The sequence below is a fragment of the Psychrobacter immobilis genome (genome assembly GCF_904846065.1).
In the GTDB taxonomy this organism is placed as follows: Bacteria; Pseudomonadota; Gammaproteobacteria; order Pseudomonadales; family Moraxellaceae; genus Psychrobacter; species Psychrobacter immobilis_H.
This window is the reverse complement of the sequence record NZ_CAJGZV010000001.1, coordinates 153,314-179,848: the sequence shown is the minus strand read 5'-3', so window position 1 is coordinate 179,848 and position 26,535 is coordinate 153,314. Positions and strand designations below refer to the sequence as shown.

Sequence of the window (26,535 nt, the reverse complement as noted above, 5' to 3'; positions counted from 1 at the left end):
TTCTACTCTTCGTTTTCTTGCTCGTCAGACTCATTTTCTTCAGTCTTAATCACTGCTTTACTGATTAAATCCATCATGTAATTACCACGAGCAGTCACTTCGTCATAATGAAAACGCAAGCGTGGTGTGGTACGTGTTTTTAGGCTGTGGCTTAATTCGGTGCGCAAAAAGCCCGCCGCTTTATTAAGTACTTTGATACTCTCTTCATGATTGGTCTTATTCATGGAATCGTTAAGCTCAGGCTCCATGATGGTGACATAGACATCAGCATATCCTAAGTCAGGACTAACTTTGACACTAGAAATAGTGACAAAACCAGTTAAACGAGGGTCATTGACTGCATCACGGATGAGAACAGCAAGCTCACGCTGAATTTGGTCGGCTAAGCGTTGTAGACGTTGGTTCATATTTTTACCTTACTTTAATATGGCTTATTTTCGCTGATTGATATATTGGCTTATTAACAAATTTTAGGACTAATAGTTGGTAAAAAAGGCCTAGCAGGATGTACCTGTTAGGCCTAAGTACAGCTAGATATTAAGAAGATACTAATCTGCTCAGCTGATTAAGCATATTGCATGATTAGATATCCTGCTATCGAACTGTAACGTTAGATAGTACGTGCAAACTCTTGGATTTCAAAGACTTCGATCTTATCGCCAGCTTCGACATCATAGCCACGAACAGCCATACCGCATTCCATGCCAGTACGTACTTCATTAACGTCTTCTTTATAGCGACGCAATGATTGCAATTGACCGGTAAAGATAACTTGGTCATCACGCAATACGCGGATCGGTTTGTTGCGATAAATTGTACCTTCAACCACCATACAACCAGCAGCAGCACCGAACTTACTAGAACGGAATACTTCACGAACGTCTGCAACACCAAGGATTTTCTCACGATGTTCTGGCGCAAGCATACCACTCATAGCTGCTTTCACATCATCAATCAAACCATAGATAACGCTGTAATAACGGATATCCATGTTGGCGGCATCCGCTTTGCGACGTGCGGTCGCATCAGCACGAACATTGAAACCTAACAATACCGCTTCGCTAGATTCTGCAAGTGTCACATCAGATTCAGAGATAGGACCGACGCCTGAGCTGATTACTCTGACTTTAACTTCATCAGTTGATAGCTCATTCAATGCAGAAAGCAGTGCTTCAAGCGAACCACGAACATCGGTTTTCAATACGATATTCAAGAATGACACATCGCCTTGTTCCATCTGATCAAACATGCTTTCTAAACGCATGGCATTCTGACGTTCAAGTTGACGCTCACGCTCACGGTTACTTCTAAACTCTGCCACTTCGCGAGCTTTTTTCTCGTCGGTTAAGACTAAGAACTCGCTGCCAGCTGCTGGCGTTTCAGGTAGGCCTAAAATTTCTACAGGGATAGAAGGACCTGCTGATTGAATACGCTTACCATGTTCATCAGTCATCGCACGAACTTTACCATAATGCTCGCCAGCCAAGACCAAGTCACCTTGCTTCAATGTGCCTTTTTTGACTAAGACACTAACAACCGGACCGCGCCCTTTTTCAAGTCTTGATTCAATGACCACACCTTGAGCAGCGCCATCTAACGGTGCTTCTAGCTCCATTAGTTCAGCTTGTAGGCTAATAAGTTCTAACAGCTCATCAATACCATCGCCGGTTTTGGCTGAGATGCGAGCCATTGGGGTATCGCCGCCCCACTCTTCTGAAACGACTTCTTTAGCAGTCAATTCATTAAGGACGCGATCTGGATCAGCGCTTGGCTTATCCATTTTATTGATTGCAACGATAATTGGCGTACCAGCAGCACGAGCATGATCAATAGCTTCTGCTGTTTGCGGCATCATACCATCATCAGCGGCAACAACTAACACAACAATATCAGTCGCCTGTGCACCGCGTGAACGCATAGCACTAAAGGCCGCGTGACCTGGAGTATCAAGGAAGGTAATCACACCACGATCGGTCTTAACGTGATAAGCACCGATATGCTGAGTAATACCACCTGCTTCACCAGTTGCCACTTTTGTTTCACGAATTTTATCAAGTAATGATGTCTTACCGTGATCGACGTGACCCATGATCGTGACTACTGGCGGACGAGTTTGAACGTTACTGCTACGCTCATCAACGGCGTCTTGTAGATCGTCTTCAACCTTAGTATCACTAACTAGTACTGGATTGTGACCCATCTCTTCAACGAGCAAACTTGCTGTCGCTTGATCAATCGTATCTGACTCACGAGCCATCTCACCCATTTTCATAAGCAATTTGGTGACTTCGCGCGCTTTAACTGCCATACGTTGAGCAAGATCTGCGACTGTAATTTGTTCACTAATCTCAACATCGTAAACAATTTTTTCAACAGGTTTTTCGAACTTATGCTGTGATGCTTGCGTTGAACGCAAACCGTTTTTACGGTTTTTGATTTCACGCTCATCTTGATTCTTACGACGACCACGGCCACGAGCACTAGTACTACTGGTGCCACGCTTGATTTCACGACGTTCTTTTTCAAACGATTCTTCTAAGGCATCACCAACCAAACCTTCAGCTAGTGGCTCGTCTTTACGAACTTCAGAAGCAGGCTGATCTGTATATTTTCCAGCCATTTTACGCATTTGTTCAAGCGTACGTTTCTGTGCTTCTTCAGCTTGAGCGCGGCGTGTTTCTGTTTCGATTTCACGTAAACGAGCTTCTTCTTTCTCACGCATTTCGCGCGCTTTACGCTCAACTGCCGTTTCAACTTTCGGTTTCGTCGCTGCAACTTTTTTCTTCGGTTGGTCTTTAGGTTTTACTTCGACAGTGGTTTTGCCACCTTTTTTCACAACCACTGAGGTTGAGATATCGTCGTTTTTATCATCTGACTTTTTGCTAGAGCCTAAGCTTGCACGCATTGCAGCCAAGGTTGCAGCTTGACGTTCTTCAGATTTTTTCTTGGTAGCAGCACGCTCTTCAGCATCTTTAGCAGCACGTTCTTGCGACTCAATCATCGCTTGCTCACGCGCAGCCAACTCTTCAGCCATTTTTTCTGGATCAGGCTTTTCAAATACTTTCTTTTTACGCACTTCCACATTGACGCTCTTAGATTTACCTGAAGAGCCGGTCACGCGCGCAGTACTAGTTGTCTTAGATTTAAGACTAATACGACGCTTTTCTTGCTGACCATGACTTTGCTTTAAATACGTCACCAACTTCTCTTGCTCAAGCTCAGTGACTAGGTCACCTTCTGCACGAGCAGGCAGTCCAGCATCTACCAATTGCTGTTGTACAGCACTTGCGGTTTTGCCTACCATATCTGCCAGTTCTTTGACGGTCTTATCTGCCATTTATTATCACCTACTGTCTATTATTTGCTATATGTTCAATTCAGTTGTTGGCTACAAATGATTGGGGTAAGGCTGGTATTGGTACTGCGTTCATACCAGCACTTTATTATCGATAGCATATCACTAAAAGACAGCGATATGCAGTTACCGCTTATTCATTGAACCAAGATTCCCGAGCTTTCATGATGAGTTTTCCTGCGGTTTCAGAGTCTAAACCTTCGATATCTTCGAGATCGAAGACTGCTTGTTCTGCCAAATCATCAACGGTAATAATGTCTTTTTGTGCCATTTTATAAGCCCAATTGACTGTCATACCTTCAAGCTCTTGTAGCTCTTGACTTGGCTCTTTCATGTTCTGTTGTTTGACCAGCTCATCAGCGATGACGACTTCTTTTGCACGCTCTTGAATCATCTCAATTGCTTCATCGTCTAGACCTTCAATATCATAAAAGGTTTCAACTGGTACGTAAGCCACTTCTTCAATACTGGTAAAACCAATATCGACAAGTGCTTGCGCTAAGTCTTTATCTACTTCTAAACGTTCATAGAATAATTCGATAAAGGCTTTCGATTCGTTTTGTTGACGCTGCTGATATTCTTCTTCTAGCATCATATTAAGCTTATAGCCCGTTAGCTCAGACGCCAAACGTACGTTTTGACCTTGTGAACCGATCGCACGCGCCAACTGATCATTGGTGCTAAAGATAATATCAGCCGTTTGCGTATCTTCATCCAAGATGATGCTACTGACGTCAGCTGGCTCTAAAGCACTGATAATGAACTGTGCTGGATCATCTGACCATACCACCACATCAATGCGTTCGCCATCAAGCTCCTGCTGTACGGCTTGGATACGTGTACCACGCATACCAATACAAGCACCAACTGGATCGATACGATGATCGTTGGTTTTCACAGCTATTTTAGCACGAGTACCCGGCAAGCGCGCGACGTTGCGGATTTCAATAATTTGTTCGGCAATTTCAGGCACTTCTTTTTGCATCAATGCTGAAAGCATTTCAGGATGAGTACGAGACAGTAGCAACTGAGCGCCGCGGTTTTCACGGTTTACATGATACAAAATGGCATTGATACGTGATTTTGCACGTAATTGCTCACGCGGCAGCATCTGATCACGTGACAAATAGCCTTCGGCATTGTCACCTAGATCAATGATATAGCCATCACGAGTCTGCTTCTTGACTTCGCCATACATCATCTCGCCAACACGTGGCTCAAAAGCATCTGCTACTAAATTACGCTCAGCTTCACGAATCTTTTGGATGATGACTTGTTTGGCTTGAGTCGCAGCAATACGACCAAACTCAATCGATTCAATCTGTTCTTCTTTGACATCACCGATTGACCATTCTTCTGGATCAAGATCGCTGATGGCTAGCTGACAAGCCGGCATTTCATGGTCTTCATCTGCAACCACTGTCCAGTAACGATAAGTATCATAATCGCCGGTTGTACGGTCGATAGCAACCCGTACTGCCACTTCTGGCTTTTCGGTGTATACTTTTTTCTTGGTAGATACCACCAAAGCATCTTCTATCGCTTCAAAGATATCTTCAGGATTTAAGCCCTTTTCATTACTGACAGTTTCTACTACCGTTAAGATTTCACGACTCATGCTATACCTGTCCTATCATTTTTAATTGACTTAAATTTTATAATTTATGTATTGCTATTATATTTTCACCGTAAGCTATATAAGCTGTTTGGATATTAAAATGCTGATGGATGATTTGTTACTTCAAGTTTTCAAATCAAACCAAGCTGTACAAAAGCTTAGGCATCTTCATAAATCAAATTGGCTTTATCAATATTACTCAGCGCAATCTCAAACTGCTGACCATCGCTTGATGTCAGATTTAAGACATTTGCATCGATACTATCTAAAGTACCTGTCGCTTTGCGACGTTTTTGATCACCTTCACCAATCGCTTGTATCAAACGCAAGCTGACGGTTTGACCAACATAGGCATGCATCTGCTCATCGGAAAAGAATGCACGGTCGAAACCTGGTGAAGAGACTTCTAAGATAAACTCACCAGCAATCGGATCATGAACCTCAAGAATACCGCTCACTTGATGGTTCACTGCTGCACAGTTTTCAATGGTTACTTGTTTATTTTGAGCCTGCTCTTCTGGCAATGCCTCAATATAGATGCGTAATAAAGAGCGATTGCCTTGCGGTGCAAACTCGATACCCCATAATGCCACATCGCAAGCCGCGACGGCAGGAGCAATAATATTGGTCAGTTCTGTAACTTTGGTTGAAAGCTTCATAATCTATTTATCTTTTCCTATTCACGTATCTATCGTACTTAGTAAACCGCGTAATTGTCGCTCACTCATGAAATTTATTTATTAGTAAGAGACACAGTCATTATATTATCTTAAATCACAAACATATTATTTTATATGATATGCGCTTATATAGGGATGAGCACAAAAAACATCAAGCTCAGCCAGACAATGCTTTTATTATTCATAAAGCAGTACTATCGATAAAGGAGTGAGTAATAAAGGATAGTGTGCTTAAGAAGCAGCGCGCCGATAGCGGCAGGTGACAACCAATAACGAATAATATCGCACTCTATAGAACTAGAGCTTAGCATAAGTAGGATAGATACCGCGATACCACTGACCGTCAGATACAAAAAAACCCACAAACATAATGGTGGGCTAATCGTTACTGACAAATTTAGTGTACAAAACATCAGTATAAAAAGTGGTAGCGGGGGCTGGATTTGAACCAACGACCTTCGGGTTATGAGCCCGACGAGCTACCAGACTGCTCCACCCCGCATCAATCTATGGTGCGTATTATAGAGGGGTTTTATATAAGTGTCAATCTTTATTTTAAATAAATTAAACTAAATTTCTTACCTATATTACTAACGCCGCACTTAATACGTTACAACTTTAAAAACTTGGTGCGATTGGGGGGACTTGAACCCCCACAGCTTGCGCCACCACCCCCTCAAGATGGCGTGTCTACCATTCCACCACAATCGCATTTTTCACTGCTCTACTATTACTATCTACTCTATCATAATAGATGCTTAAGGTAGGCATCGATAGAATCAGACTGTTAAAACAGAAAAGCATTGTAAATCTAACGTCTCAAAATAGCAAGCGCTGCCTCAATTAAAAGGCAATGACTAAAGACAACTATTAAAGGTAAGTGTCTTTAAAATACAGTTATTGAGGATTCTGTGTCAATGGACGCGGCGTTTGTGGTGCTGACACAGGTGCATCTAAACGGAACTGATCTTCAGCCTGTTTGCGCGCGTGAACGGCTAGCGTCATACTGGTGATAAAAAATATCACTGTTAATACTGCTGTCGCACGCGTTAAAAAGTTCGCTGTTCCTGCCGCACCAAAGACCGTACCTGACGAGCCAGCGCCAAAAGAAGCTCCAGCGTCTGCCCCTTTACCATGCTGTATCAAAATCAAGCCGATCATGGCAATCGCCACGATAATATGCAGGGCTAATATAAACGTAAACATGGTGGCCTCTTTTGCCGCGTAATGACGACTGATAACGGAAAATAAATCTTACGGTTAATAGGAATAGCAATTGACGGGTAATGCTGCCAAATCGATTATATAAATAAGGCGCATTGTACACGATTGCAAGGGCACTGTTAAACCTACTTTTGCCAACTGATAAGGACATTTTATAATCGAGACCGCCATGAAATGCACGTTTTATCTTTATTGACTAGTCTTTAGCTCGACTAAAGGCATTGGCAATTGCCAAAAAACTCTCTACCTTTAATGATGCGCCGCCAACCAATGCCCCATCAATCATAGGATCTGCAGCGAAGCTATCGGCATTGTCCGCATTGACACTACCACCATATAACACACTCATTATCTTTAGTGATTCTGCAAAGCCTGTGATGGTTTGCTTAATATGCTGATGCGTTTGACTGACTTCGCTCACGGTTGGGACTTTGCCAGTACCAATCGCCCACACTGGCTCATAAGCAATGATCAGTCGATCAGATAGTGATGATATGAGATCTGGTTGGGTAGTAATTACTTCTTTTATTACTGATAACTGAGTGTCAATTACGTCAAGGGTTTGCTTATCATCATATTGAGCCTGAGTTTCACCAATACAAAATACCACGCCCAAACCTTGGGTGAGTGCGTGAGTCACTTTCTGCAATAACGTATCGTGAGACTCGCTATGATACTGGCGACGCTCAGAATGACCCAGTATCGTCCAAGTTGCCCCAGCGTCTGCTATTTGCTGTGCTGAGCAATCACCCGTATAAGCGCCAACACTGGCACTATGCGCACTGACGTCCTGCGCTGCACTCAATATCGAACTACCAGCTAAACGCGCACTGACAGCTGCCAGATGAATACAGCTTGGTGCCACCATCAACTGACAGCGACTATTTGACCGTTCTGTGTCGGCTTGCTCTTTAGCATCAATCGTAGTCAACAAATTATTCAACAATAAATCGACGTCGTGACTCGTTGCTGGATTTTGTTTCCAATTACCAATTACCCAAGCTTGCATACTCATCTACCTTGTTTCATCTATTCTTGCCAATTTGGCTAATATGCGCGCCAGTATAACAAATAATTCCCAAGTGCTATAGTATGCTGCCGCCAGCAGAAAAACAGACAGTCAATGCAAATATTTACTAGGGCGTGTCCTCACTCTAAAAAATAATGATAAAAATGAGATAAATTACTGTCAAACAAGGAAAGTAGCGCAAATATTATCGAGATATTGATAAGCTATTTGACGATGTTTGGCAAAATTTAGCTTATTTAGAAAATAGTCTATTGAATTGAAGACACGCCCTAGACATTGTCTCAAGCTATGATTTTTTGGGTCAAGCACTCAATCGTCCATATAAAATCTTTAAACTAAAGTAATGTTTTATAGTATTGTGTCTATATATAACAGACTATTATCAAGAATCTAACAACTAAGCTACTGATGAACTACACTATTAAAACGGTTTCTCTGCTAAATCTCATAAGAGCATCTCTGCATTGACTGTTATTCATGATGGCCTAAAGGCTAACAATGACTTATAGCAGGTATTTGTTAAAAATTATAATAGTAAGTGGCTCTCAGAAGTATATGGATTTCAGACAAATATATAGCATATTGGATATTAAGGAGAAGTCGTAATGTCTATCACCACGAGCAAGTATGGTGGTTTAGCGCACCAGCTAATCAGCGAAGGTATCGTCAGCGAAGCGAATATGAAAATCGCGCAGACCGAATCGCAACAGCAACAAGTAGGACTAGTGCCCTACCTAGTCGACAATAAATTAGCAGATGCTTATCATCTTGCGCAGATGTTGTCACAAGCGTTTGGCGATCCTCTTTTCGATCTTGATGCTTTACATGTTGATGTCATTCCAAAAGACTTAGTAGATGAAAAAATCATTCGTAAATTTAATGCGTTGCCATTATTCAAACGAGGACAGCGTTTATTCGTCGCATTAAGTGATCCAACTCGTGTGGATGCAATTGACGCTATTGCTTTTAATTCACGGCTGTCTATTGAAACTATTGTCGTCGAAGAAGACAAGTTAAAAAAGCGTATTGAGAGTCTTTACGCTGATGCCATGCAAAATTTTGATAGCTTCTCTGATAGCGATTTAAATGTTGGCTTTGATGAAGGTGAAGAAGAGGAAGGCGAGACCAAGCTTAGTGATGGTGTCGAGGAAGCACCCGTTGTAAAATTTGTTAATAAAATGCTGGTTGATGCCATTCGTATGGGTGCCTCTGACTTGCACTTTGAACCCTATGAAAAAACCTATCGCGTTCGCTTTCGTGTCGATGGTGTGATGCAAAAAATGGCCAATCCACCCGTACAACTGGCTGGGAAAATTGCAGCCCGTTTAAAAGTCATGTCGCAGATGGATATTTCAGAGCGCCGTGTGCCACAAGATGGACGTATCAAGCTCAAGATATCTAAAGATAAAGCCATCGACTTTCGAGTAAGCTGTCTGCCTACCCTATTTGGCGAAAAACTTGTACTTCGTATTTTGGATCCTTCTTCAGCGATGTTGGGTATTGAAGCGCTCGGCTATGAACCTGATCAGAAAGATATGTTTTTAGAGGCACTGCATAAACCACAAGGTATGTTGCTTATCACGGGACCAACTGGTTCTGGTAAGACCGTGTCGCTTTATACTGGTATTAATATTTTAAATACTGGCGCGACCAACATATCCACTGCTGAAGATCCAGTGGAGATTAACTTGGAGGGGATCAATCAAGTCAACGTCAATCCAAAAGTGGGTCTAACTTTCGCAAATGCCCTCAAATCTTTTTTACGACAAGATCCTGATATTGTCATGGTCGGTGAGATTCGTGACCTTGAGACTGCTGAAATTGCAATTAAAGCAGCGCAAACAGGGCACATGGTGCTCTCAACCCTACATACCAACTCAGCACCTGAAACACTGACGCGGCTGCGGAACATGGGTGTGGCCTCCTTTAATATCGCGACTTCAGTAAACTTGGTTATCGCCCAGCGCTTAGCACGACGTTTGTGTAAAAACTGCAAAAAACCTATTAACATCCCTAAGCAAAGTCTGCTTGAGCTCGGCTTTACAGACGCTGATTTGGACAATCCAGACAATATCATTCACGAGCCAGTAGGTTGTAATGAATGCCGTGAAGGTTATAAAGGACGAGTCGGTATCTACGAAGTTATGAAAGTCAGCCCTGATATCTCACGCATCATTATGGAAGACGGTAACGCGATAGATATAAAAGACGCTGCACTTAAAAATGGCTTCCGAGACCTGCGTCGCTCTGGGATTTTAAAAGTCTTACAAGGCGTAACCAGTATTCAAGAAATGATGCGCGTCACTTCTGAATAAGAATACTGGCTATGCGTATGTTGCATACGCACAAAAATACAGACACTGCTGATCACTAAAGAGGAACGTTTGAAGTGACTAAACCAACTACTTTTTAATCTTGAATTGTCGAAAAAATAGCTTTTAGTAATGCACTGATAAAAGGGTATTTGGACATTCAAAACTGTCCTTATATGAGTAATGCCATTATTTATATGAGGACTTATATGATGGGTGGTAATCGTACGGACTTTTATAAATCAGCAATAATCTCTACCAGATATACTTAAATATAAAACAGAGTTATACTGGTTTTTTACGTTAAAATAAAGTATGCCTCTTTTATGTAATGAGTCAGGCATCGTTGTACATCTTTGCAAGATCTATATTAGACAATATTTTGAGGGTAGTAACATGGCAAAAGCGAAGACCGACGTGCTGTTAGACTTTGTCTATGATGGGGTGAATCGACGCGGACAAAAAGTGAAGGGAGAGACCACCAGCCGTAGTTTAGAGTTAGCAAAAGCAACTTTACGCAAACAAGGTATCAGCGTTAAAGGTATCAAGAAAAAACCAAAGCCACTTTACACTTTCAAAAAATCCATCAAACCTATCGATATTGCCATTTTTGCCCGTCAATTAGCGACTATGATGAAAGCGGGTGTGCCATTGACTCAATCCTTTGAGATTGTTGCTGACTCACTTGACAATCCAAGTATGAAAGACTTGGTATTACAAATAAAATATGACATTGAAGCGGGTGGGACTTTTGCTTCAGCATTGCGTAAGCATCCCCGTTATTTTGACGACCTGTTTTGTTCACTTGTCGATTCTGGTGAGCAGTCTGGTGCACTGGAAACCATGCTTGAACGTGTTGCTACCTATAAAGAAAAAAGTGAATTACTTAAAGCCAAAATTAAAAAAGCAATGAAGTACCCTATCGCGGTTGTCGTTGTCGCTATTATTGTGACTATGATTTTGCTAATAAAGGTCGTGCCGGTATTTTCAGAATTATTTGGCTCATTTGGTGCAGATTTACCTGCATTTACCCAAATGGTTGTTAATATGTCTGAGTGGATGCAGGTATGGTGGTTCATTCTAGTTGTTATTATTGGTGGTGCCATTATTGGTTTTTCGGAGGCCAAAAAACGGTCTAAAAAATTCCGTGATTTTTTAGACCGTGCAGTATTAAAAGCACCAATATTTGGAAATATCGCTTATCAAGCGGTTATTGCCCGTTTTTCCCGCACACTATCGACTACCTTTGCTGCGGGCGTGCCGCTTATTGACGCTCTTGAATCTACTGCTGGTGCGGCAAATAATGTCGTATTTTATAACGCTATTCAGCAAATCAAAAATGATGTTTCTACTGGTCAACAGCTACAGTTTTCGATACGCTCAACCAACCTTTTCCCAAGTTTAGCCATTCAAATGGTCGGTATCGGTGAAGAATCCGGTAGTTTGGAAGAGATGTTAGATAAAGTTGCTGTCTATTATGAAAATGAAGTAGACAACGCCGTTGATGGATTGACCAGCTTAATGGAACCTTTAATCATGGCGGTGCTCGGTGTATTAGTTGGCGGCTTGGTGATTGCCATGTATTTACCAATATTCCAAATGGGCTCAGTAGTAGGCTAAAAGCTATTTAAAGGACAGCTTGTTCATGCAATTTATAGAGTTATTACAAGACAATATGCCTATCGCTTTAGGCATATTCGGCCTGCTAGGTCTTTGCGTTGGCAGTTTTTTAAATGTGGTGATTCACCGTATTCCGCTGATGATGGTTTATAGCTGGCGACAAGAGTGCAGCCAGTTTATGTCAGAACAAGCAGATATGCCTCGCGGACACACTCTGCCCCTAACAAATATCGTAGCGGCTGACCAGCCGATTACTTTGAGTCGACCAGCCTCACGCTGCCCTCATTGCGCCCACAAAATAAAGTGGTACGAAAACATACCGTTAATTAGCTGGTTAATACTACGTGGCCGTTGCTCAGAATGTAAAGCAGCGATTGGACTGCGTTATCCACTGGTTGAGCTAGCAACAGCCCTACTATCAATGTTAGTGATTTATCAGTTTGACGTAACTGCAGCTGGCTTGTCAGCCCTGATTTTGGTATGGACGCTGGTTGCATTAACCGGTATTGATTTTGATACCCAATTACTGCCTGATCGCTTGACCTTTCCATTAGCGGGTTTAGGATTAGCAGTGAATTCACAAGGCTGGTTTGTCTCACCTACCCAGTCAATTTGGGGCTTATTGCTAGGGTTTTTGTCATTGTGGATAGTGGTTAAGATATTTTATCTAATCACTAAAAAGCATGGTATGGGGCAGGGAGATTTCAAATTATTGGCAGTATTAGGTGCTTGGCTTGGGCCCATGATGTTGCCATTGATTATTTTATTGTCTTCTCTATTAGGCTCAATTGTTGGGATTATTTTGATGAAGAAGCAGGGTGAAAGCAAGCCGTTTGCCTTTGGTCCTTATATCGCTATCGCTGGTATTGTTGCTTTATTATATGGCTCAGATATCGTCAACTGGTATCTCGGCATGTATACTTACTAAATTGTCCTAGAAAGTATTTCGGTCACTCCTTTTTAAACAGACACCAAATCTTAAAATAGGCACCAAAATACTTTCTTAGCTTATAACCATCACTGTCATTATATCGAGCAGATAAGTCATTATTATGTCAAAACAATCATTTTCACCTTATTCTCATAAGCCCCAGACCCCGCAAAAGAAAAGCAAAACTTTAGTAGTTGGCTTAACGGGTGGTATCGGTAGTGGTAAGTCCGCTGCGAGTGCTTGGTTCGCTGAGCAAGGCATTGATATTATCGATGCGGATGTGATTGCCCATGAAGTCGTCGCTAAAGGTAGCAACACTCTGCACAAAATCCAGAAAAAATTTGGTGATTGGGTGTTGAATAGTGATGGATCAATGGATCGAGTGGCAGTAAGAACGCACGTCTTTTCACATCCTGAGGCATTGATTGAGTTAGAAGCAATCACTCACCCAGCGATACGCGAAGCAGCAAAAGCACAGTTGGCAACCAGTACTTCGCCTTACGTGATATTGTCAGCGCCTTTACTTATTGAAGCAGCAGAAGCAGGGCTTGCCAATTTATGCCAACGTATCTTAGTAATGGATGCCACCGAAGATACGCAGATTGCGCGTGCCAGTCAGCGCGACGAACAAAGCATACAAAAAATCAAAGCCATCATGGTGAATCAGCTGAGCCGCGAAGAGCGTAATCGTCATGCAGATGATGTGGTGCTCAACGAAAGTGATCTTGCGGCTCTGTATGTGCAATTAGCGCCATTACACCAAGAATATCTTAAGCTTGCCCAGCAGCTAAAGTACGCTGTCGATTGACTTCATATAGCGCCATACCAGTGGCAACACTCACATTTAGACTTTGAAGGTTGCCATGCTCATTTCCTGACATCGGAATATACACCAGCTCATCACAGCTCTCCATAGTCAGGCGACGCATCCCCTCACCTTCTGAACCCATGATAATGGCTGTTTTGCCAGTCAGATCAGCAGCATGAATGGGTTTGGCATCCGCATTAAGCGCTGTACCAAACACAAATACCCCAGCATTTTTGATTTGCGTGAGCGTACGTGCCAGATTGGTAACACTAATAATCGGCATCATCTCTGCTGCACCGACTGATACTTTAGCCACTGTTGGTGTCAGACTTGCCGCATGATGTTTCGGACAAACCACGGCATCCACACCCATCGCCACTGCGGTACGCAAGCAAGCACCAAAGTTATGTGCATCCGTAATTTGATCTAAGACCAATAATAAGCATTGGTCACGCCCAGCAAGGGTAGCAAGCAAGCCTTCATCAGCAAATCCTAAAGGACGCGCATTCAGCACCACACCTTGGTGCTGCGGGCTGCCACACAATTGCGTGAGTTTGTCTTTTTGCGTGGGTTGGATACTGATACCATTGTCACGTGCTTGCGCCATAATCGCTTGTACATGGCTATCAGTCTCACGACCTTGCTGCACAAACAAGCTTAGCCCATCTAAAGGACGATATTCGAGTAAGGCATCAATCGCATGAATGCCATAAAAATAGGTAGGTTTTGCCATAATAGGCCTATTGATTATAAAGTGGGTATCGCGCTATATGATAAAAACTAGGCGATAAAAAGAGATGACAGTAATTGTATCAATAAATGGATATCTGCATATAAATAATATCAGCAGAAAAAGAAAAACCTTACCAATCCGATAAGGTTTTTCTTTTTTTGAGTAAAAGGCTTTTTGCTGTCATCAATCACTTAATAACAGCTTTAGCAAACTTACCCTTCTAAGTGGCAGATATATTGAACAATTTCTTCTGTCCGCAGATTAAAACCACTATTGCCTTCAACCACGAATGATTGACCAGCGCGGTAATAGCTGAATTCTTCATCACCATTAATTTTGACCTCACACTCACCGCCCGTGATTTCGATACGCTCGGAGGTATTGGTGCTAAAATGGTAATGCTCAACCAAATTATCACAAGGCAAGATAACGCCCAATGTTTTATGTCGACCATCTTCGAACATAATAGTGTGGCTTGAACAACGACCATCATAAGATACCGTCGCTTGAGCATTGACTGTTACATTAGTAAATTGCGCCGCTGTCATAGTGGCTTCCTTATCAAATAATCATTACGAAACTAAAAAATAAGTAATTGGTTAGAGTACCGCCAGAGTTGCGTCGTTAACCGACACCTCTGTACTACGTACTGTATCCTTCTATACTAGATATCTGTGCGCTAAAGCTAGCCACAGGTTCTATGAAAATACTTTAGAATAATGACCGAGTGGCATACTCTTCCAACTATACGCCTATCATTTTACAAAATTATGACTCGTTATCGTGTATTACACCGTACTAATCTAATCAGAAGAGTTTATCATTATGTGAGATTATGCTACCACATTATATCTATAAAGTTTGTTAAAGCGACTAGGAAAATGCTGTTTGATGCGAATCTTAAACTTACTTACTCATCTTTTTTTGAGTCAGCACCTTATCACTATAATGGGGCTTTTTTTATACATTTGATCCGCAACCATTCTTAGTCTAACGCCATCATTTTGACAGGCTTAGTCATCTTAATGATTGATATTGTGAATATTATGATGACGACTCATTGCCAGTTTTTGATAGCTTTATGGTAATCTTCCAAGAATAAATTCTATTATACAGTGCCTGAAAGTTTGTATTTAAGCGCGTTTAACATCATACTATTTGCCTATAACATTTATCTCATTAACACGGTTAAATGAATAATTTCACTCCCTTATCTACCCTATTTTATATATGGCTTCTTGAGATGTATATGAAGTCTATTGTCTGTCATGAGAGGCGTTGATGCTAGTATCATTAACTTTACATCAGTTTGCGTTGATCGCTCAGCATGAGCTGAGTGTGGCTGAAGGCTTCAATGTCATCACGGGTGAGACCGGTGCTGGCAAATCGCTATTACTCGATGCACTGTCTTTATGTGTTGGTGAGCGCGCAGACAGTGCAATGGTCAGACACGGGGCGGCGCAAGCCGATATTTATGCGCAGTTTGATGTGGAGCATAACAATGTCATCGCTGAGTGGTTCGCTAAAAATGATCGACCATTAGAAGAACCTGAAGTCCTAATTCGTCGTCAGCTCAGCAATACCGGACGCTCAAAAGCTTGGTTAAATGGCACGCCTGTCAGCTTGGCGGAGCTCAAAAGCTTAGGTGCATTGCTGGTCAATATCCATAGTCAGCACGCTCAGCAAGCGCTCCTCAAGCCGCAGTTTGTGGTGCAATGGCTCGACGAGATGGCACAAATCACGCCATTAGCTATACAAACTGCCAGTAGCTATCAAGCTTACCAGCAGCTCAAACGCCGTGCTGACGATATTGCGAGCCGTGAGGCTCAGCGCCAAGACCGTATTCAACTATTGCAAAGCCAACTTGCTGATATTGCGCCATTATTGGCGGTTGATTATGCAGAAGTTGAAGCAGAGCACGAAGAGCTGTCTAATATAGAAGCACTGATGCAAGAGGCCAGCCATGGCTTACATCTGCTCGACAATGACACGGATGAGCCAGATGTTATGACCTTGCTTGGACAAGCGATTAAGCTTTGTGATAACCAAATGAGTGTCAGTCAAACCTTTGAGCAAGCCTCCGAGCAACTACATTTAGCACAACAACAAATTACTGAGGTAACAGGCTTACTGTCAGATTATGCTGAGCAACAGTTGCCTGATCCTGAGCGTTTGCAGACATTAGACAGTCTTATCAGCTTAGGACATCGTTTATCACGAAAGCACAGCTTGCCAGCCAGTGATTTAATTGAGGAAGCAAAAGGCTGGGAGATACAATTAGAACAATTAGAGAACGAGCCCAGTAGCGATGCGATGGCTGCTCAAATTGAACAGGCTTGGCAAGAATATCTAACATTAGCCACTCAGTTAAACAAAGAACGCACTAAAGCTGCACCAATTGTCAGTAAACAACTGATTAAGCAATTACAACCGCTTGCGCTACCCAATGCCCGCTGCGAGTTTGTCTTTACCAAGAAGATCGAGCCGAGCCACTATAATGCACAAGGTTGCTATGATATTGATTTATTATTTAGCGCCAATGTCGGTATGCCGATGCAGCCGCTACATAAGATTGCCTCAGGCGGTGAGCTGTCACGAATGGCACTGGTGATGCAAGTACTGCAAGCGACCAATGCCGATAATAATGCCGCCAAGCCGATGCTAGTATTTGATGAAGTCGATGTCGGTATCAGTGGCGGCACGGCGCAAGTGGTCGGTGAGCTACTACGCGCGCTTGGGCAGACGCAGCAACTGCTTGCCATTACTCACCAAGCACAAGTCGCAGCGCAAGCGCATCAGCATATTTTGGTACAAAAGCATCATGACGAGCAGACCGAAAGCGCGCTATTAATACTGACTGATAGCGCGCAAGTCGACGAGCTGGCACGCATGTCTGGCGGTGTGATCATCACTGACGTCACTCGCGACCATGCGCGTAGTTTATTAACCGATGTGAAATAAAGGCTTGGTCATTCATCAACCAGTTGTGCAGCGCTGTGTCTCATCACTGCTAAATATTTGCTTTGGTTGATTTTTACCTCAGTATCGCCATATAGTGGTGTGTCATTTCTGTTATTTTACCTTCAATATTAGGGTGCGTTTGTCTCTATGTCTAAAGCCAATTTGACCCATCATTTCTTAATCGCGGCACCAGAACTGTCAGACCCACGGTTTGAGCAGGCGCTGATTTATATCTGTCGTCATGATAAACACGGCGCACTTGGTCTGATGGTCAATCGTCCATTAGAGCAGGCACGCGTGGGCAAACTGCTAGAAGATTTAGACATTGAAGTGACGGATGCGCAAGTGATGGAAGATGTAGCATTAGAGGGTGGCCCGATGTATCCAGAGGTTGGCTTTGTGCTGCATACGGGTCAACCAGAATGGGCATCGTCTTTTGCAATCTCAGAAAACGTCTGTATTACCACCAGTCAAGATATCCTTAAGCGTATCGCCGCAGGTCAAGGCGTTGGTCACTATCAGCTGTGCTTGGGTCATGCCAGCTGGGGTAAAAAACAGCTCGATCAAGAGCTAAATAATGGCGATTGGCTGGTCTGTCCTGCTGATCTAAATTTATTGTTTGATACACCATTCGAAGAACGCTGGCAAATTGCCGCGGATAAGATTGGGGTGAACTTTGATTACCTTAGTAGTGATATTGGTCATGCTTAATAATTGGTTATGATTGTTAAATTATCCATTTAAATTAAAGCCGTTAAGCTAAATGAATCACGCCCAATAGAAATAGGAAGTATGCATAATGATGGTAGAGTCTGATACGAGCATTAAAATCGAAACTGCTGACACTACTGTGGCGGAACCCGCTATTAAGCCTCATCTTATTTTGGCGCTCGATTACGGGGTAAAAAAGATGGGCATGGCGCTGGGTAATACCATTACCGAGACTGCGCGTGCCTTTGATATTTTAGCGATGAATAATGGTCAGCCTGATTGGGACAATCTGCTCGGTATTATCAAAGTCTGGGGCGTGGCAAAAGTGGTGGTTGGGTTGCCACTTAATATGGATGGCAGCAGCTCAATGCTGTCTAAGCGTGCGCATAAATTCGCTCGTCGTCTAGCGCATCGAGTCATGGAACAGCATCTACCAGTGGTTGTGAGCCTTTGTGATGAGCGTCTAACCTCAGTGGCAGCGCGTGAGATCGCGTGGGATAATGGTTGGATTAAGCATGAACGCGACCCAATTGACGACATCTCTGCCTGCATTCTGATGTCGACTTATTTCGCTGATCCCAGTAGCAGTATCGCCATCGACGCTATCAAAGCCGATTAAATCAGCGATAAACCTGCTGTTAAAGCACTCTTAATTAAAACACTGCCAATTCTGACATATCGTCACTCTACACGGATAAATACCTGATTATTATGACCACTGTCTCAGACCACTCCCTGCAAAACAAATCGCAACATGGTTTTGCGCCGCTTGCCATCGCCCGTATCAAAGGCGCACAGCGAGCGAATCAAATAGCGATTTATCTCATTTATGCCGCTATTCTCGCCTTTATGGTCTTTGGCACCATTGCCAGTATCAAAGCCTTTCATGACAATCAACTGCTTTATCAACTTTTCTATAACTTGCCTTATGCCTTGGTTGCGCTTACGATTCCTATTACTATTTATGATGCGCTGGTGATTTATCGTTATCGATTAAACCAAGCGTCGATGATTGCCATGAGCATTGGCGTATCGACCATCATATTGATTGGTGGCTTATTATTCGCTGATACCGCCTGGTTAGGCTTATCTTGTTGGCTAGGTGTGGCGTTTTTATTTAAAGTGAGCTTTAAGCGCTTTTTTAATTTTCTAGAAGCAGAAAAAGACACTGAAACCGCTGAAGAAGCGTAAAGCATACTTATAAATGACGCAAAAAACTTTTACCTTATATTATCGATTTAAATGACTACTATGAGCACTTCTACCATACAAACGACGATCAATCATCATTTAGACACTCAAGGGCTGATTTGCCCTGAGCCTGTCATGATGCTGCATCGAACCATCCGCAACGCTGATGCTGGCGAGGTGATTGAAATACTCGCCACCGACCCAGCCACCACTCGTGACATTCCTAATTTTTGTCGTCATTTGGGACATGAGCTTGTGCAGCAAGAAACGCTTGCTGAGAATATAAATCTAAACGTCGATCCCGATGAAATAATGGTCGCTGGCAATGAGGATGCACCAATCAGCGCCACGCTTTATCGTTATCTGGTTAAGAAAAAAAGCGCTTAAATGCACTCAAGTTACCGCAGCAAAGCATTGATCACAGCACAACATTGACAGCGCAATAAACAATATAAAGGTATCTTTGCATTTTAAGCGAAGTATCTTTCACAAAAGGTAGGCTATTACGTGTTACAAACAGAAAAGCAGTATGTACAATGGCAAGAAAACGAGACTCTACGTAATGCCCTTTGGTTGTCTGAAAGCAATCATATGCCACCTGCGCGCATTGTATTGGTCGATGATACAACGACCGCAGATGATGCTTACCGCTTGGCTTGCGAAGGCAGCTCACTGCTGTGGCGCGGTGACTTTCATAATGCACGCCAGTTGCTACAAGCGCTCGGTCGTCGCATAGATCGTACCAATGAGCGCTCTGAGCTGCGTAAAGCAAAAAAAGCGGCTAAATCTACAACAAAATCTGATTCAAGCAACTCTAAAGAAATACCTAATCTATTTCATCAGCAGCGCCAACTGCAAGCGCAGCGTTCGCGCATATTGAGCCGTTTGCTATTAGAGCTTGATGCCAGTTATGTCAGCCAACTACGCCGCGCCCCCGATGTCAGTGCAGCTTGTACAGCCGCTTTTGGCCCACTAGATAAGGCAATGGATGAGTCTTGTGTGCTGTCATTTCGTGACTTGCAAGGTGCACTTGGTGCAGCAGGATGGCGCGAAAAAGGTGTCCCAATAGACAGCTTAGGATTATCAATTTTCCCACATTATGGCGTCTTTGCACCAACTCGTCATGAGTATGTGCAGCTATTGCTCGATGCACCGTTACCAGCGAGCTATGATGTCGCTTATGATATCGGTACTGGCACGGGATTGCTGGCTATTATCTTAGCGCAGCGCGGTGTTCCGCAAGTGATAGCAACGGATTTGAATCCACGTGCTTTGGCCTGTGCTAACGAGAACTTTAAACGGTTAGAGCTGCCTGCCGTACGATTGCAGCAAGCCGATTTATATCCGACTGATGCCCCACTCGCCAATCTGATTGTCTGCAATCCGCCTTGGTTACCTGCTAAGCCAAGCTCGTCTCTTGAGTACGCCGTCTATGATGCCAAGAGCGCGATGCTACGTGGCGTTCTACAAGGTGCCAAACAGCACTTAGCTGAGCACGGCGAGCTCTGGTTAATAATGTCGGACTTAGCTGAGCACCTGCAATTGCGCACCCGTGATGAGTTATTAGGCTTGTTTGCCGATGCTGGATTGGCAGTAAAATATCGTCTGGATACCCAACCTAAGCATGGTCGCAGCCAAGATAATATTGATCCTCTACATGTCGCGCGCAGTGCTGAAGTCACTTCATTATGGTGTTTAACGCTTATCTAACATTCAACCACCGAGTACTGAGTTATGAGCCGTGATCGTGCCGTGCAACAGCGCCAACCTAAGGCGCTGGCAGTAGATGACGAACCCAGTTATATCACTGAGTTTCGTCAAGCTATGCTGGCGCGCGGTCTAGCAACGCGTACTCGTAATGCTTATGTCCGCGATTTGCGCTCTTGCGAGCTGACCAATCCTATCGCGCTGACACGCTGGCAGCCTGATGACGTGCTGCACTGCTTATCAACGCTTACTCAAGAAGGCAAAACCCCACGTACCCAAGCACGTATGCTCTCAAGCTTGCGTCAGTTTTATCTGTGGATGATTGCCAGTAATCTGCGTGAAGACAATCCTTGCGAGCGTATCAAAAGCCCAAAGCTTGGTCGTCCATTACCCAAAGATTTAGCCGAAGCGGATGTCGATAATCTACTTGCCGCACCCTATACCAGCACCGCGCTCGGACTGCGTGATAAAGCCATGTTAGAGGTGTTATATGCCTGCGGTCTGCGTGTGAGCGAATTGATTAATCTCTCATTAGAGCAAGTGAATCTAAACGCTGGCTGGCTGCAAATCACGGGCAAAGGGAATAAAACGCGCTTAGTACCACTCGGCGAATATGCCAGTGATGCGCTAGAAGATTATCTAACGCATGCTCGTGGTGATTTGATTGCGCATTTGAAATCAGGAAATTGCCAAGCGGTGTTTTTGACGGCGCAAGGCGGCTATATGACGCGGCAGAACTTTTGGTATTTGCTTAAGAAATATGCCAAAGTCGCTATTATCGATAAAGAGCTATCACCGCATACGCTGCGTCACGCTTTTGCCACGCATCTACTGAATCATGGCGCGGACTTGCGTAGCGTGCAGTTATTACTAGGGCACAGTGATTTATCAACGACGCAAATCTATACCCATGTGGCGACGGCGAGATTGCAGAAATTGCATGCGGAGCATCATCCGCGAGGTTAGAATTGAGACTAAGAGATAAAATTTATGACCAATAATAACAATCAAAGTTTTGTCAGAAAGATTACTGAACACTTTAAAAACTTGGATTTTGAAACTGCTTACAATATGTTGAAAAATTCAAATTTGCCAGCTATCGCTATTTTAGAATGCCAAGGAAATGCTGAGTTTTATAAGAAGAACTATCAAGACGCTTTTGCACTCTACGGTCAGGCGAATGCAATAGACAGTAGCTATCGCATAGCCAGAGATTGTTATCTGTAGGCTTCGAATTTCTTCGCTCAAGGTGATTTGGTTCAAGCTTTTGAATACTATCAAGAATCAATTGATATAGAGCCTGATTTTGTGGACGCCTATATCGATTTAGGGGCTTTAATGGCGGACATAGGAGAGTTTTCGTCTGCGAGAAAATGTTATGAAGATGCTCTGACTATAGATCCAAATGACACTAATATAAGAAAGAGCTTAGACTCCTTAAAAAACATGTGAAGCTAAAAGAGAGGTTGAGATTATAAAATGACTCACTATCGAGAAGTAATTATCGAGACTTACGAAAATATCAAAAGTGGTTCGTCTAAAAGAATTAGAGCTCGCCCAATCGAAGGACAGGGACTTGATACGAATATGAACGTCGAGTGTTCGTCAAAAATGAGAAAGTCTTACCCTGTAGGTACTAAGTTCTTATTACAGGCAAAAGTAACAGAAAAAGAAGGCGGTAAACCTTTTCTATACGCTCACTATGATGCCGAATACAAAGTAATTAAAGGTGATTAATTACTCCATAGTAGTAAGAATATAAGCATCAGTAGCAAAATCCACGCTCATAAACCAAAACTACTATATGGCTTATTACACACACTAATTTTTTTTCGATTAAAGTATAACTAGCACTATTAATAGTCATCTTGCTAGCATCAAGGTAGATACAAGTAAGAAACGTGATTAGCGTTATAAAACGTCAGTAATCCCTAGCTGCAATCTCTTTTAATTCTCGTTACAATACCCATCATAATGTGTACGCTGTTTTATTCCATCGCGTACCACCTTTTACTTATCTATTATCCGAGAATCTCATGAGCCATAGACCACCTGCTGACCTATTAAAAAACGCCCAACATTGGCGCGAAGACATTAATTTTCGCCAAGACGTACTGGGTAAGCCATTTGATTTTTCGACCACGTGGGGCATTTTTTCACCGCAAAAGCTCGATGACGGTAGCTTGATGCTGCTTGATTACATTGATTTTGAAGCGGACGATGACTCGATCGATTTGGGCTGTGGTTACGGCGTACTCGGTATGACGGCAGCGCGTGAATGTCCGAATGGTCTGCATACGCTTATTGATAAAGATTTTATGGCAGTCGAATATGCGCGCCGTAACTGTGAGAAAAACGGTCTAAAAAATGTCGATGTGCATTTATCAAATGGCTTCAATCACGTGGCAAAAGACAAAGACTTTAGCTTGGTGATGTCAAACTTGCCAGCCAAAGTCGGTAAAGAGCAGCATTATTTATATTTCCTCGATGCCTATGCCCGTATGCGTAAAGGTGGGCGTTTTTACGTGGTCACCATCAATGGCTTGCGTCAGTTTATGAAGCGCTCGTTTACCGAAGTGTTTGGCAACAGCGAAAAGATCAAACAAGGCAAAACCTATACGATTACCATGGCGACCAAAGACTAATATGAAACGCCAAAAATACGATTAGCTGTATCAAAATTGCTTAGACTACAATACGTATAATCAAAGAAGCCCGCTAAATCGTCATGATCTAGCGGGCTTCTTTATGGCAAATGATATCTGGCTACATCTGCCGTTTAAGCAAATAGCCACCCAATATCGCACTGGCGATAATCGGTAATATCACCATTAATAACGGCGAAAATCCAGTCGCCAATGAGACAAAGCCAACCAAGTCTTGCACGTAACTAAATAGCAAGCCAAACAATAATGCCACGACGATACGCAAGCCTAAGCTATGCGTACGTAGTGAGCCAAAGACGAATGAGCAGGCAACTATAACTAGCGATAGAATCGATAACGGTGAGAGCAGTTTTTGCCAAAAAGCCAGCTCATGACTTAACGAGCGCGTGCCTTGTTGGCGCATAAATTGACGATGCTCATACAGCTGAGTCAATGACAAATCCTCTGCCTTACGAGTAAGCAGATACACCGATTCAGGGGCAAAGGGCAGGCTTAAGGTATCTGACGGTGAGATGGCTTGGCTACTCTCAAAGCCCTGATTAATCATCAGCTTGGTCATGTTGTTCAGCTGCCACTCATAGCGATATTGCTCGCTCGGTTTGCTGCTGGCAGGATTAACAGGTTCACGACCAATATATTTACCACCCTCAGCGTGAATGGCCGTTTGCAGATTGCCATTATTGTCTAAATGCCAGCGTTTAACTTCGCCGATATTACCTTGCACATCAGCATAATCGATATACAAAATATCGCTACCATCTGGCTTGGCACTGCCATCTTTTGTACTCTCAAAGCGTGGCTGCAACGTCCAATAACCGCGTACCGAGGTGACCAATGAACTACTGTCTTCATCGTTGATTTCTTTTGCCAATTGATTAGAGTGCGGCAGCACGAACTGATTGATAATCAATGCGAGCAACACAAAAATCAAAGCAGGCTGCAATACCCAACCGACGATACGATAAACGCTGACGCCAGCGGCGCGCATCACGACCAGCTCACTTTTATTGGCAAGCAAGCCCAAGCCAACCACTGCACCTAGCAATGCGCCAGTGGGAATAAATTGCTCTAAAAAATAAGGCGAGCGATAAAAAATATACTTAATCGCCTCGCCCATCGTATAGCTATCATCTAACGAATCTAGCTCAGATAAATAAGAGAATACCAGCTGTAATGCCCACAAGCCTATGACAGCTCCGACGATTGCGAGCAAAGCGTTCAGCTTGACGTAACGGCTCAGCACTTTTAGTTTGGCAGGTTTACGAGCGTGCTTAGCATGAGCGTTTTGCGAGTCAGGATTGGACGGTTTAGAGAATAAGGCACTCATTAGGACTGCCCTCCTTGTGAGCCACTGCTCTGATGATCGGCAACCGTTAAAGGCGTGTTCTTCGGTTTGCGAAAGCGTAATCGATGCTGCACACGGCTACCCCAATTCATATAAAGCGCCAATGCCATAAATCCTAAAATGAGCCACGCATATGCCCAGACGCTCACACTGCCTTTGCTAACAGCGTTTTTGAGTGAAATAATACCCAGCGCACAGCTGACAAACAATAAAATAGAAGGAAATAGGCGCAACCAGCGACCTTGACGCGGACGTACTTGCGCCAGTGGTACAGCGAGCATTGGTGCAATGATCATCAACCACGGCAATGCCAAACGATAGCCAAGCTCACTTTGTGCCACACGCAGCGAGTTGCCACTACTTGCCGTACCACCCGTCGCGGCTCGCCATAATGGTCCAATCGCTTGCGTTTCGATATTATCTTCGGTGATGACTTCTTTTGAGGATTCTGTCAACGTAATGCGGTAACGATCAAAGCCCACTTGATTGTATTTCAGACTGCCAGCACCGACTTCATAACGACGCCCTTGGAACAAGTCCAATTGGGTCACACCGCTATTACCCGTGTCTACTTGCTCGGCACGCTTAGCCAACGTAATAGTATCTTTGCTGATGTTGGTATTATTAGTAATCGCAGTTGGCATATTTGGCATGTCTGAAATATTTAATTGCTCAGCTGTTTCGGGATCGATGGTATTTTTAACATCGACGGCAGCCTCTTTAGCAGTGTTGTTTTTAGCGGCACTGCCCTTTTTTTCAGGCTCAGATTGAATTAATATCACATCTTGCAATTGCTTTTTATCATCGCTCAAGCTGCCCACATACAAATGATAATTGCCACTACTAATAAATTCATTGGGACGAATTAAATCAAAAGCACTGGTCAATGCCTGCTGTTGCCAGACACTTTCCGATGAGCGTACGCCCCACGGTTTACCAACGATAGATAAAGCTGCTTCCCCAACGAACAACGCCAGGATTAAAGGCGTCATCAAACGGGCAAGTTTACCACGCGACACCCCACTGGCATTAATCACCGCCATTTCTTGATCGACATACAGCCGCCCGAATACCAGCATGAGAGCGATAAAAAATGCTAATGGCAGGATAAGCTCTAAAAAGTACGGCAAATTATAACCAATGATGGTAAATAACAAGCTGATATCTAAATTGCCTTCTGCGGCAATCCCAAAGTAACGGATCAAACGACCGCCCAGCATCATCACCACTAAAAACCCCAAAACCAATGCGGTCGTTGAGGCAACTTGTTGAGTCATATAGCGGCGTAATATCACAATGGGCACTCTTTTAAAAAGGTTGATAGTCGCACGATTTATCGCAGCTTTATTGGCAAACACTGACAATTATGGACCGCTCTAAATACAATAGCGGATACCGATAACTGGACAATAGAAATACAAGACCGTGCTGCTCAATCAGATACTTAAACAGCCCTAAAAGCAACGGCAAAAGATATGAAAATATCTGCGAGACGGGTTAGCGACATGCTGTAAAAATTAGCGATAAAGATAACCGCTAATCCTAGCATATTTTGCTCAAAAATGGCTGTGAAATGTGTTTGCAAACATTGCACCCCTCTTGCTATAACGCTGTATGGCTCACCAATAATAGATAAGATATGA

At 43.3% G+C, this 26,535-nt stretch carries 24 protein-coding genes, 2 tRNA genes and 1 pseudogene; 15 read left to right on the top strand and 12 right to left on the bottom strand.

The features are described 5' to 3' along the window. Positions 1-2 precede the first annotated feature (2 nt). The 8 genes from JMW64_RS00775 to tpiA all read right to left on the bottom strand — a co-directional run bounded on the left by JMW64_RS00775 (position 3) and on the right by tpiA (position 7,886). Positions 3-407 carry a ribosome-binding factor A gene (locus JMW64_RS00775; RefSeq protein ID WP_045443024.1) on the bottom strand — a complete coding sequence of 135 codons (405 nt, stop codon included), beginning with the start codon at positions 405-407 and terminating at the stop codon, positions 3-5. Positions 408-610: 203 nt separating this feature from the next. Next, on the bottom strand, positions 611-3,337 hold the full coding sequence (gene infB, locus JMW64_RS00770) for a translation initiation factor IF-2 (RefSeq protein ID WP_045443021.1): 2,727 nt from the start codon (positions 3,335-3,337) through the stop codon (positions 611-613). Positions 3,338-3,488: 151 nt separating this feature from the next. After that, positions 3,489-4,973: a transcription termination factor NusA gene (nusA, locus tag JMW64_RS00765; protein ID WP_201552320.1), complete on the bottom strand. Its 1,485-nt coding sequence runs from the start codon at positions 4,971-4,973 to the stop codon at positions 3,489-3,491. 158 nt (positions 4,974-5,131) lie between these two features. Next, the gene (gene rimP, locus JMW64_RS00760; protein ID WP_045454872.1) at positions 5,132-5,632 is read right to left on the bottom strand and encodes a ribosome maturation factor RimP; all 501 of its coding nucleotides are present in this window, start codon (positions 5,630-5,632) and stop codon (positions 5,132-5,134) included. Positions 5,633-6,078: 446 nt separating this feature from the next. After that, positions 6,079-6,155, bottom strand: a tRNA-Met gene (locus tag JMW64_RS00755). A gap of 125 nt (positions 6,156-6,280) precedes the next feature. Continuing rightward, positions 6,281-6,364, bottom strand: a tRNA-Leu gene (locus tag JMW64_RS00750). 186 nt (positions 6,365-6,550) lie between these two features. Then, positions 6,551-6,859, bottom strand: coding sequence for a preprotein translocase subunit SecG (gene secG, locus JMW64_RS00745; RefSeq protein WP_025652589.1), 309 nt, complete (start codon positions 6,857-6,859; stop codon positions 6,551-6,553). Between the two features lie 214 nt (positions 6,860-7,073). Further along, a complete protein-coding gene (tpiA, locus tag JMW64_RS00740; protein ID WP_201552318.1) occupies positions 7,074-7,886 on the bottom strand; it encodes a triose-phosphate isomerase in 813 nt (270 codons plus the stop codon). A 626-nt stretch (positions 7,887-8,512) separates the two neighbouring features. Between tpiA and pilB the strand changes: the two genes are divergently transcribed. The 4 genes from pilB to coaE all read left to right on the top strand — a co-directional run bounded on the left by pilB (position 8,513) and on the right by coaE (position 13,578). Further along, positions 8,513-10,222 (top strand): type IV-A pilus assembly ATPase PilB, encoded by a 1,710-nt coding sequence (gene pilB / locus JMW64_RS00735; protein WP_109590572.1) that lies wholly within the window; start codon positions 8,513-8,515, stop codon positions 10,220-10,222. A 393-nt stretch (positions 10,223-10,615) separates the two neighbouring features. Continuing rightward, positions 10,616-11,839: a type II secretion system F family protein gene (locus JMW64_RS00730; RefSeq protein WP_109590570.1), complete on the top strand. Its 1,224-nt coding sequence runs from the start codon at positions 10,616-10,618 to the stop codon at positions 11,837-11,839. A gap of 25 nt (positions 11,840-11,864) precedes the next feature. Further along, on the top strand, positions 11,865-12,767 hold the full coding sequence (locus JMW64_RS00725) for a prepilin peptidase (RefSeq protein ID WP_109590568.1): 903 nt from the start codon (positions 11,865-11,867) through the stop codon (positions 12,765-12,767). Positions 12,768-12,891: 124 nt separating this feature from the next. Continuing rightward, positions 12,892-13,578 carry a dephospho-CoA kinase gene (gene coaE, locus JMW64_RS00720; RefSeq protein ID WP_109590566.1) on the top strand — a complete coding sequence of 229 codons (687 nt, stop codon included), beginning with the start codon at positions 12,892-12,894 and terminating at the stop codon, positions 13,576-13,578. Here coaE and rlmB read toward each other — a convergent pair. Together rlmB and ppnP are read right to left on the bottom strand one after the other, a co-directional pair. Further along, positions 13,541-14,311 carry a 23S rRNA (guanosine(2251)-2'-O)-methyltransferase RlmB gene (gene rlmB / locus JMW64_RS00715; RefSeq protein ID WP_055123702.1) on the bottom strand — a complete coding sequence of 257 codons (771 nt, stop codon included), beginning with the start codon at positions 14,309-14,311 and terminating at the stop codon, positions 13,541-13,543. The genes coaE and rlmB overlap by 38 nt on opposite strands. A 212-nt stretch (positions 14,312-14,523) precedes the next feature. Further along, positions 14,524-14,859 carry a pyrimidine/purine nucleoside phosphorylase gene (gene ppnP, locus JMW64_RS00710; RefSeq protein WP_045443006.1) on the bottom strand — a complete coding sequence of 112 codons (336 nt, stop codon included), beginning with the start codon at positions 14,857-14,859 and terminating at the stop codon, positions 14,524-14,526. Positions 14,860-15,592: 733 nt separating this feature from the next. On the opposite strand from ppnP, the gene recN reads away from it, so the two are divergent. The 11 genes and pseudogenes from recN (at position 15,593) to JMW64_RS00660 (ending at position 23,526) form a co-directional block, all read left to right on the top strand. Beyond that, complete coding sequence (gene recN / locus JMW64_RS00705) at positions 15,593-17,272, top strand: DNA repair protein RecN (protein WP_109590562.1); 1,680 nt, start codon at positions 15,593-15,595, stop codon at positions 17,270-17,272. Between the two features lie 147 nt (positions 17,273-17,419). Further along, positions 17,420-17,983 (top strand): YqgE/AlgH family protein, encoded by a 564-nt coding sequence (locus tag JMW64_RS00700; RefSeq protein WP_045443003.1) that lies wholly within the window; start codon positions 17,420-17,422, stop codon positions 17,981-17,983. A 91-nt stretch (positions 17,984-18,074) separates the two neighbouring features. Next, entirely contained in the window at positions 18,075-18,602 is a 528-nt protein-coding gene (gene ruvX, locus JMW64_RS00695) for a Holliday junction resolvase RuvX (protein ID WP_055123746.1), read from the top strand. A gap of 92 nt (positions 18,603-18,694) precedes the next feature. Then, positions 18,695-19,174, top strand: a complete 480-nt coding sequence (locus tag JMW64_RS00690; protein WP_060490167.1) for a hypothetical protein — start codon at positions 18,695-18,697, stop codon at positions 19,172-19,174. A 60-nt stretch (positions 19,175-19,234) separates the two neighbouring features. Next, the gene (gene tusA, locus JMW64_RS00685) at positions 19,235-19,561 is read left to right on the top strand and encodes a sulfurtransferase TusA (protein WP_201552316.1); all 327 of its coding nucleotides are present in this window, start codon (positions 19,235-19,237) and stop codon (positions 19,559-19,561) included. A gap of 120 nt (positions 19,562-19,681) precedes the next feature. Continuing rightward, on the top strand, positions 19,682-20,884 hold the full coding sequence (locus tag JMW64_RS00680; RefSeq protein ID WP_201552314.1) for a methyltransferase: 1,203 nt from the start codon (positions 19,682-19,684) through the stop codon (positions 20,882-20,884). Between the two features lie 24 nt (positions 20,885-20,908). Then, the gene (gene xerD, locus JMW64_RS00675) at positions 20,909-21,847 is read left to right on the top strand and encodes a site-specific tyrosine recombinase XerD (protein ID WP_201552312.1); all 939 of its coding nucleotides are present in this window, start codon (positions 20,909-20,911) and stop codon (positions 21,845-21,847) included. Positions 21,848-21,871: 24 nt separating this feature from the next. Continuing rightward, the gene (locus tag JMW64_RS00670; RefSeq protein ID WP_109590556.1) at positions 21,872-22,108 is read left to right on the top strand and encodes a hypothetical protein; all 237 of its coding nucleotides are present in this window, start codon (positions 21,872-21,874) and stop codon (positions 22,106-22,108) included. Positions 22,109-22,129: 21 nt separating this feature from the next. Next, a pseudogene (locus JMW64_RS14235) lies at positions 22,130-22,333 on the top strand (tetratricopeptide repeat protein); the annotation flags it as partial. Positions 22,334-22,492: 159 nt separating this feature from the next. Then, positions 22,493-22,618 carry a hypothetical protein gene (locus tag JMW64_RS14125; protein ID WP_265089799.1) on the top strand — a complete coding sequence of 42 codons (126 nt, stop codon included), beginning with the start codon at positions 22,493-22,495 and terminating at the stop codon, positions 22,616-22,618. A gap of 299 nt (positions 22,619-22,917) precedes the next feature. Next, positions 22,918-23,526 carry a class I SAM-dependent methyltransferase gene (locus JMW64_RS00660; protein ID WP_045454832.1) on the top strand — a complete coding sequence of 203 codons (609 nt, stop codon included), beginning with the start codon at positions 22,918-22,920 and terminating at the stop codon, positions 23,524-23,526. A gap of 121 nt (positions 23,527-23,647) precedes the next feature. On the opposite strand, the gene lptG is transcribed toward JMW64_RS00660, so the two are convergent. Together lptG and JMW64_RS00650 are read right to left on the bottom strand one after the other, a co-directional pair. Continuing rightward, on the bottom strand, positions 23,648-24,874 hold the full coding sequence (gene lptG / locus JMW64_RS00655) for an LPS export ABC transporter permease LptG (RefSeq protein ID WP_201552310.1): 1,227 nt from the start codon (positions 24,872-24,874) through the stop codon (positions 23,648-23,650). Continuing rightward, complete coding sequence (locus JMW64_RS00650; protein ID WP_201552308.1) at positions 24,874-26,169, bottom strand: LPS export ABC transporter permease LptF; 1,296 nt, start codon at positions 26,167-26,169, stop codon at positions 24,874-24,876. The genes lptG and JMW64_RS00650 overlap by 1 nt, the downstream gene beginning before the upstream one ends. Positions 26,170-26,535 lie beyond the last annotated feature (366 nt).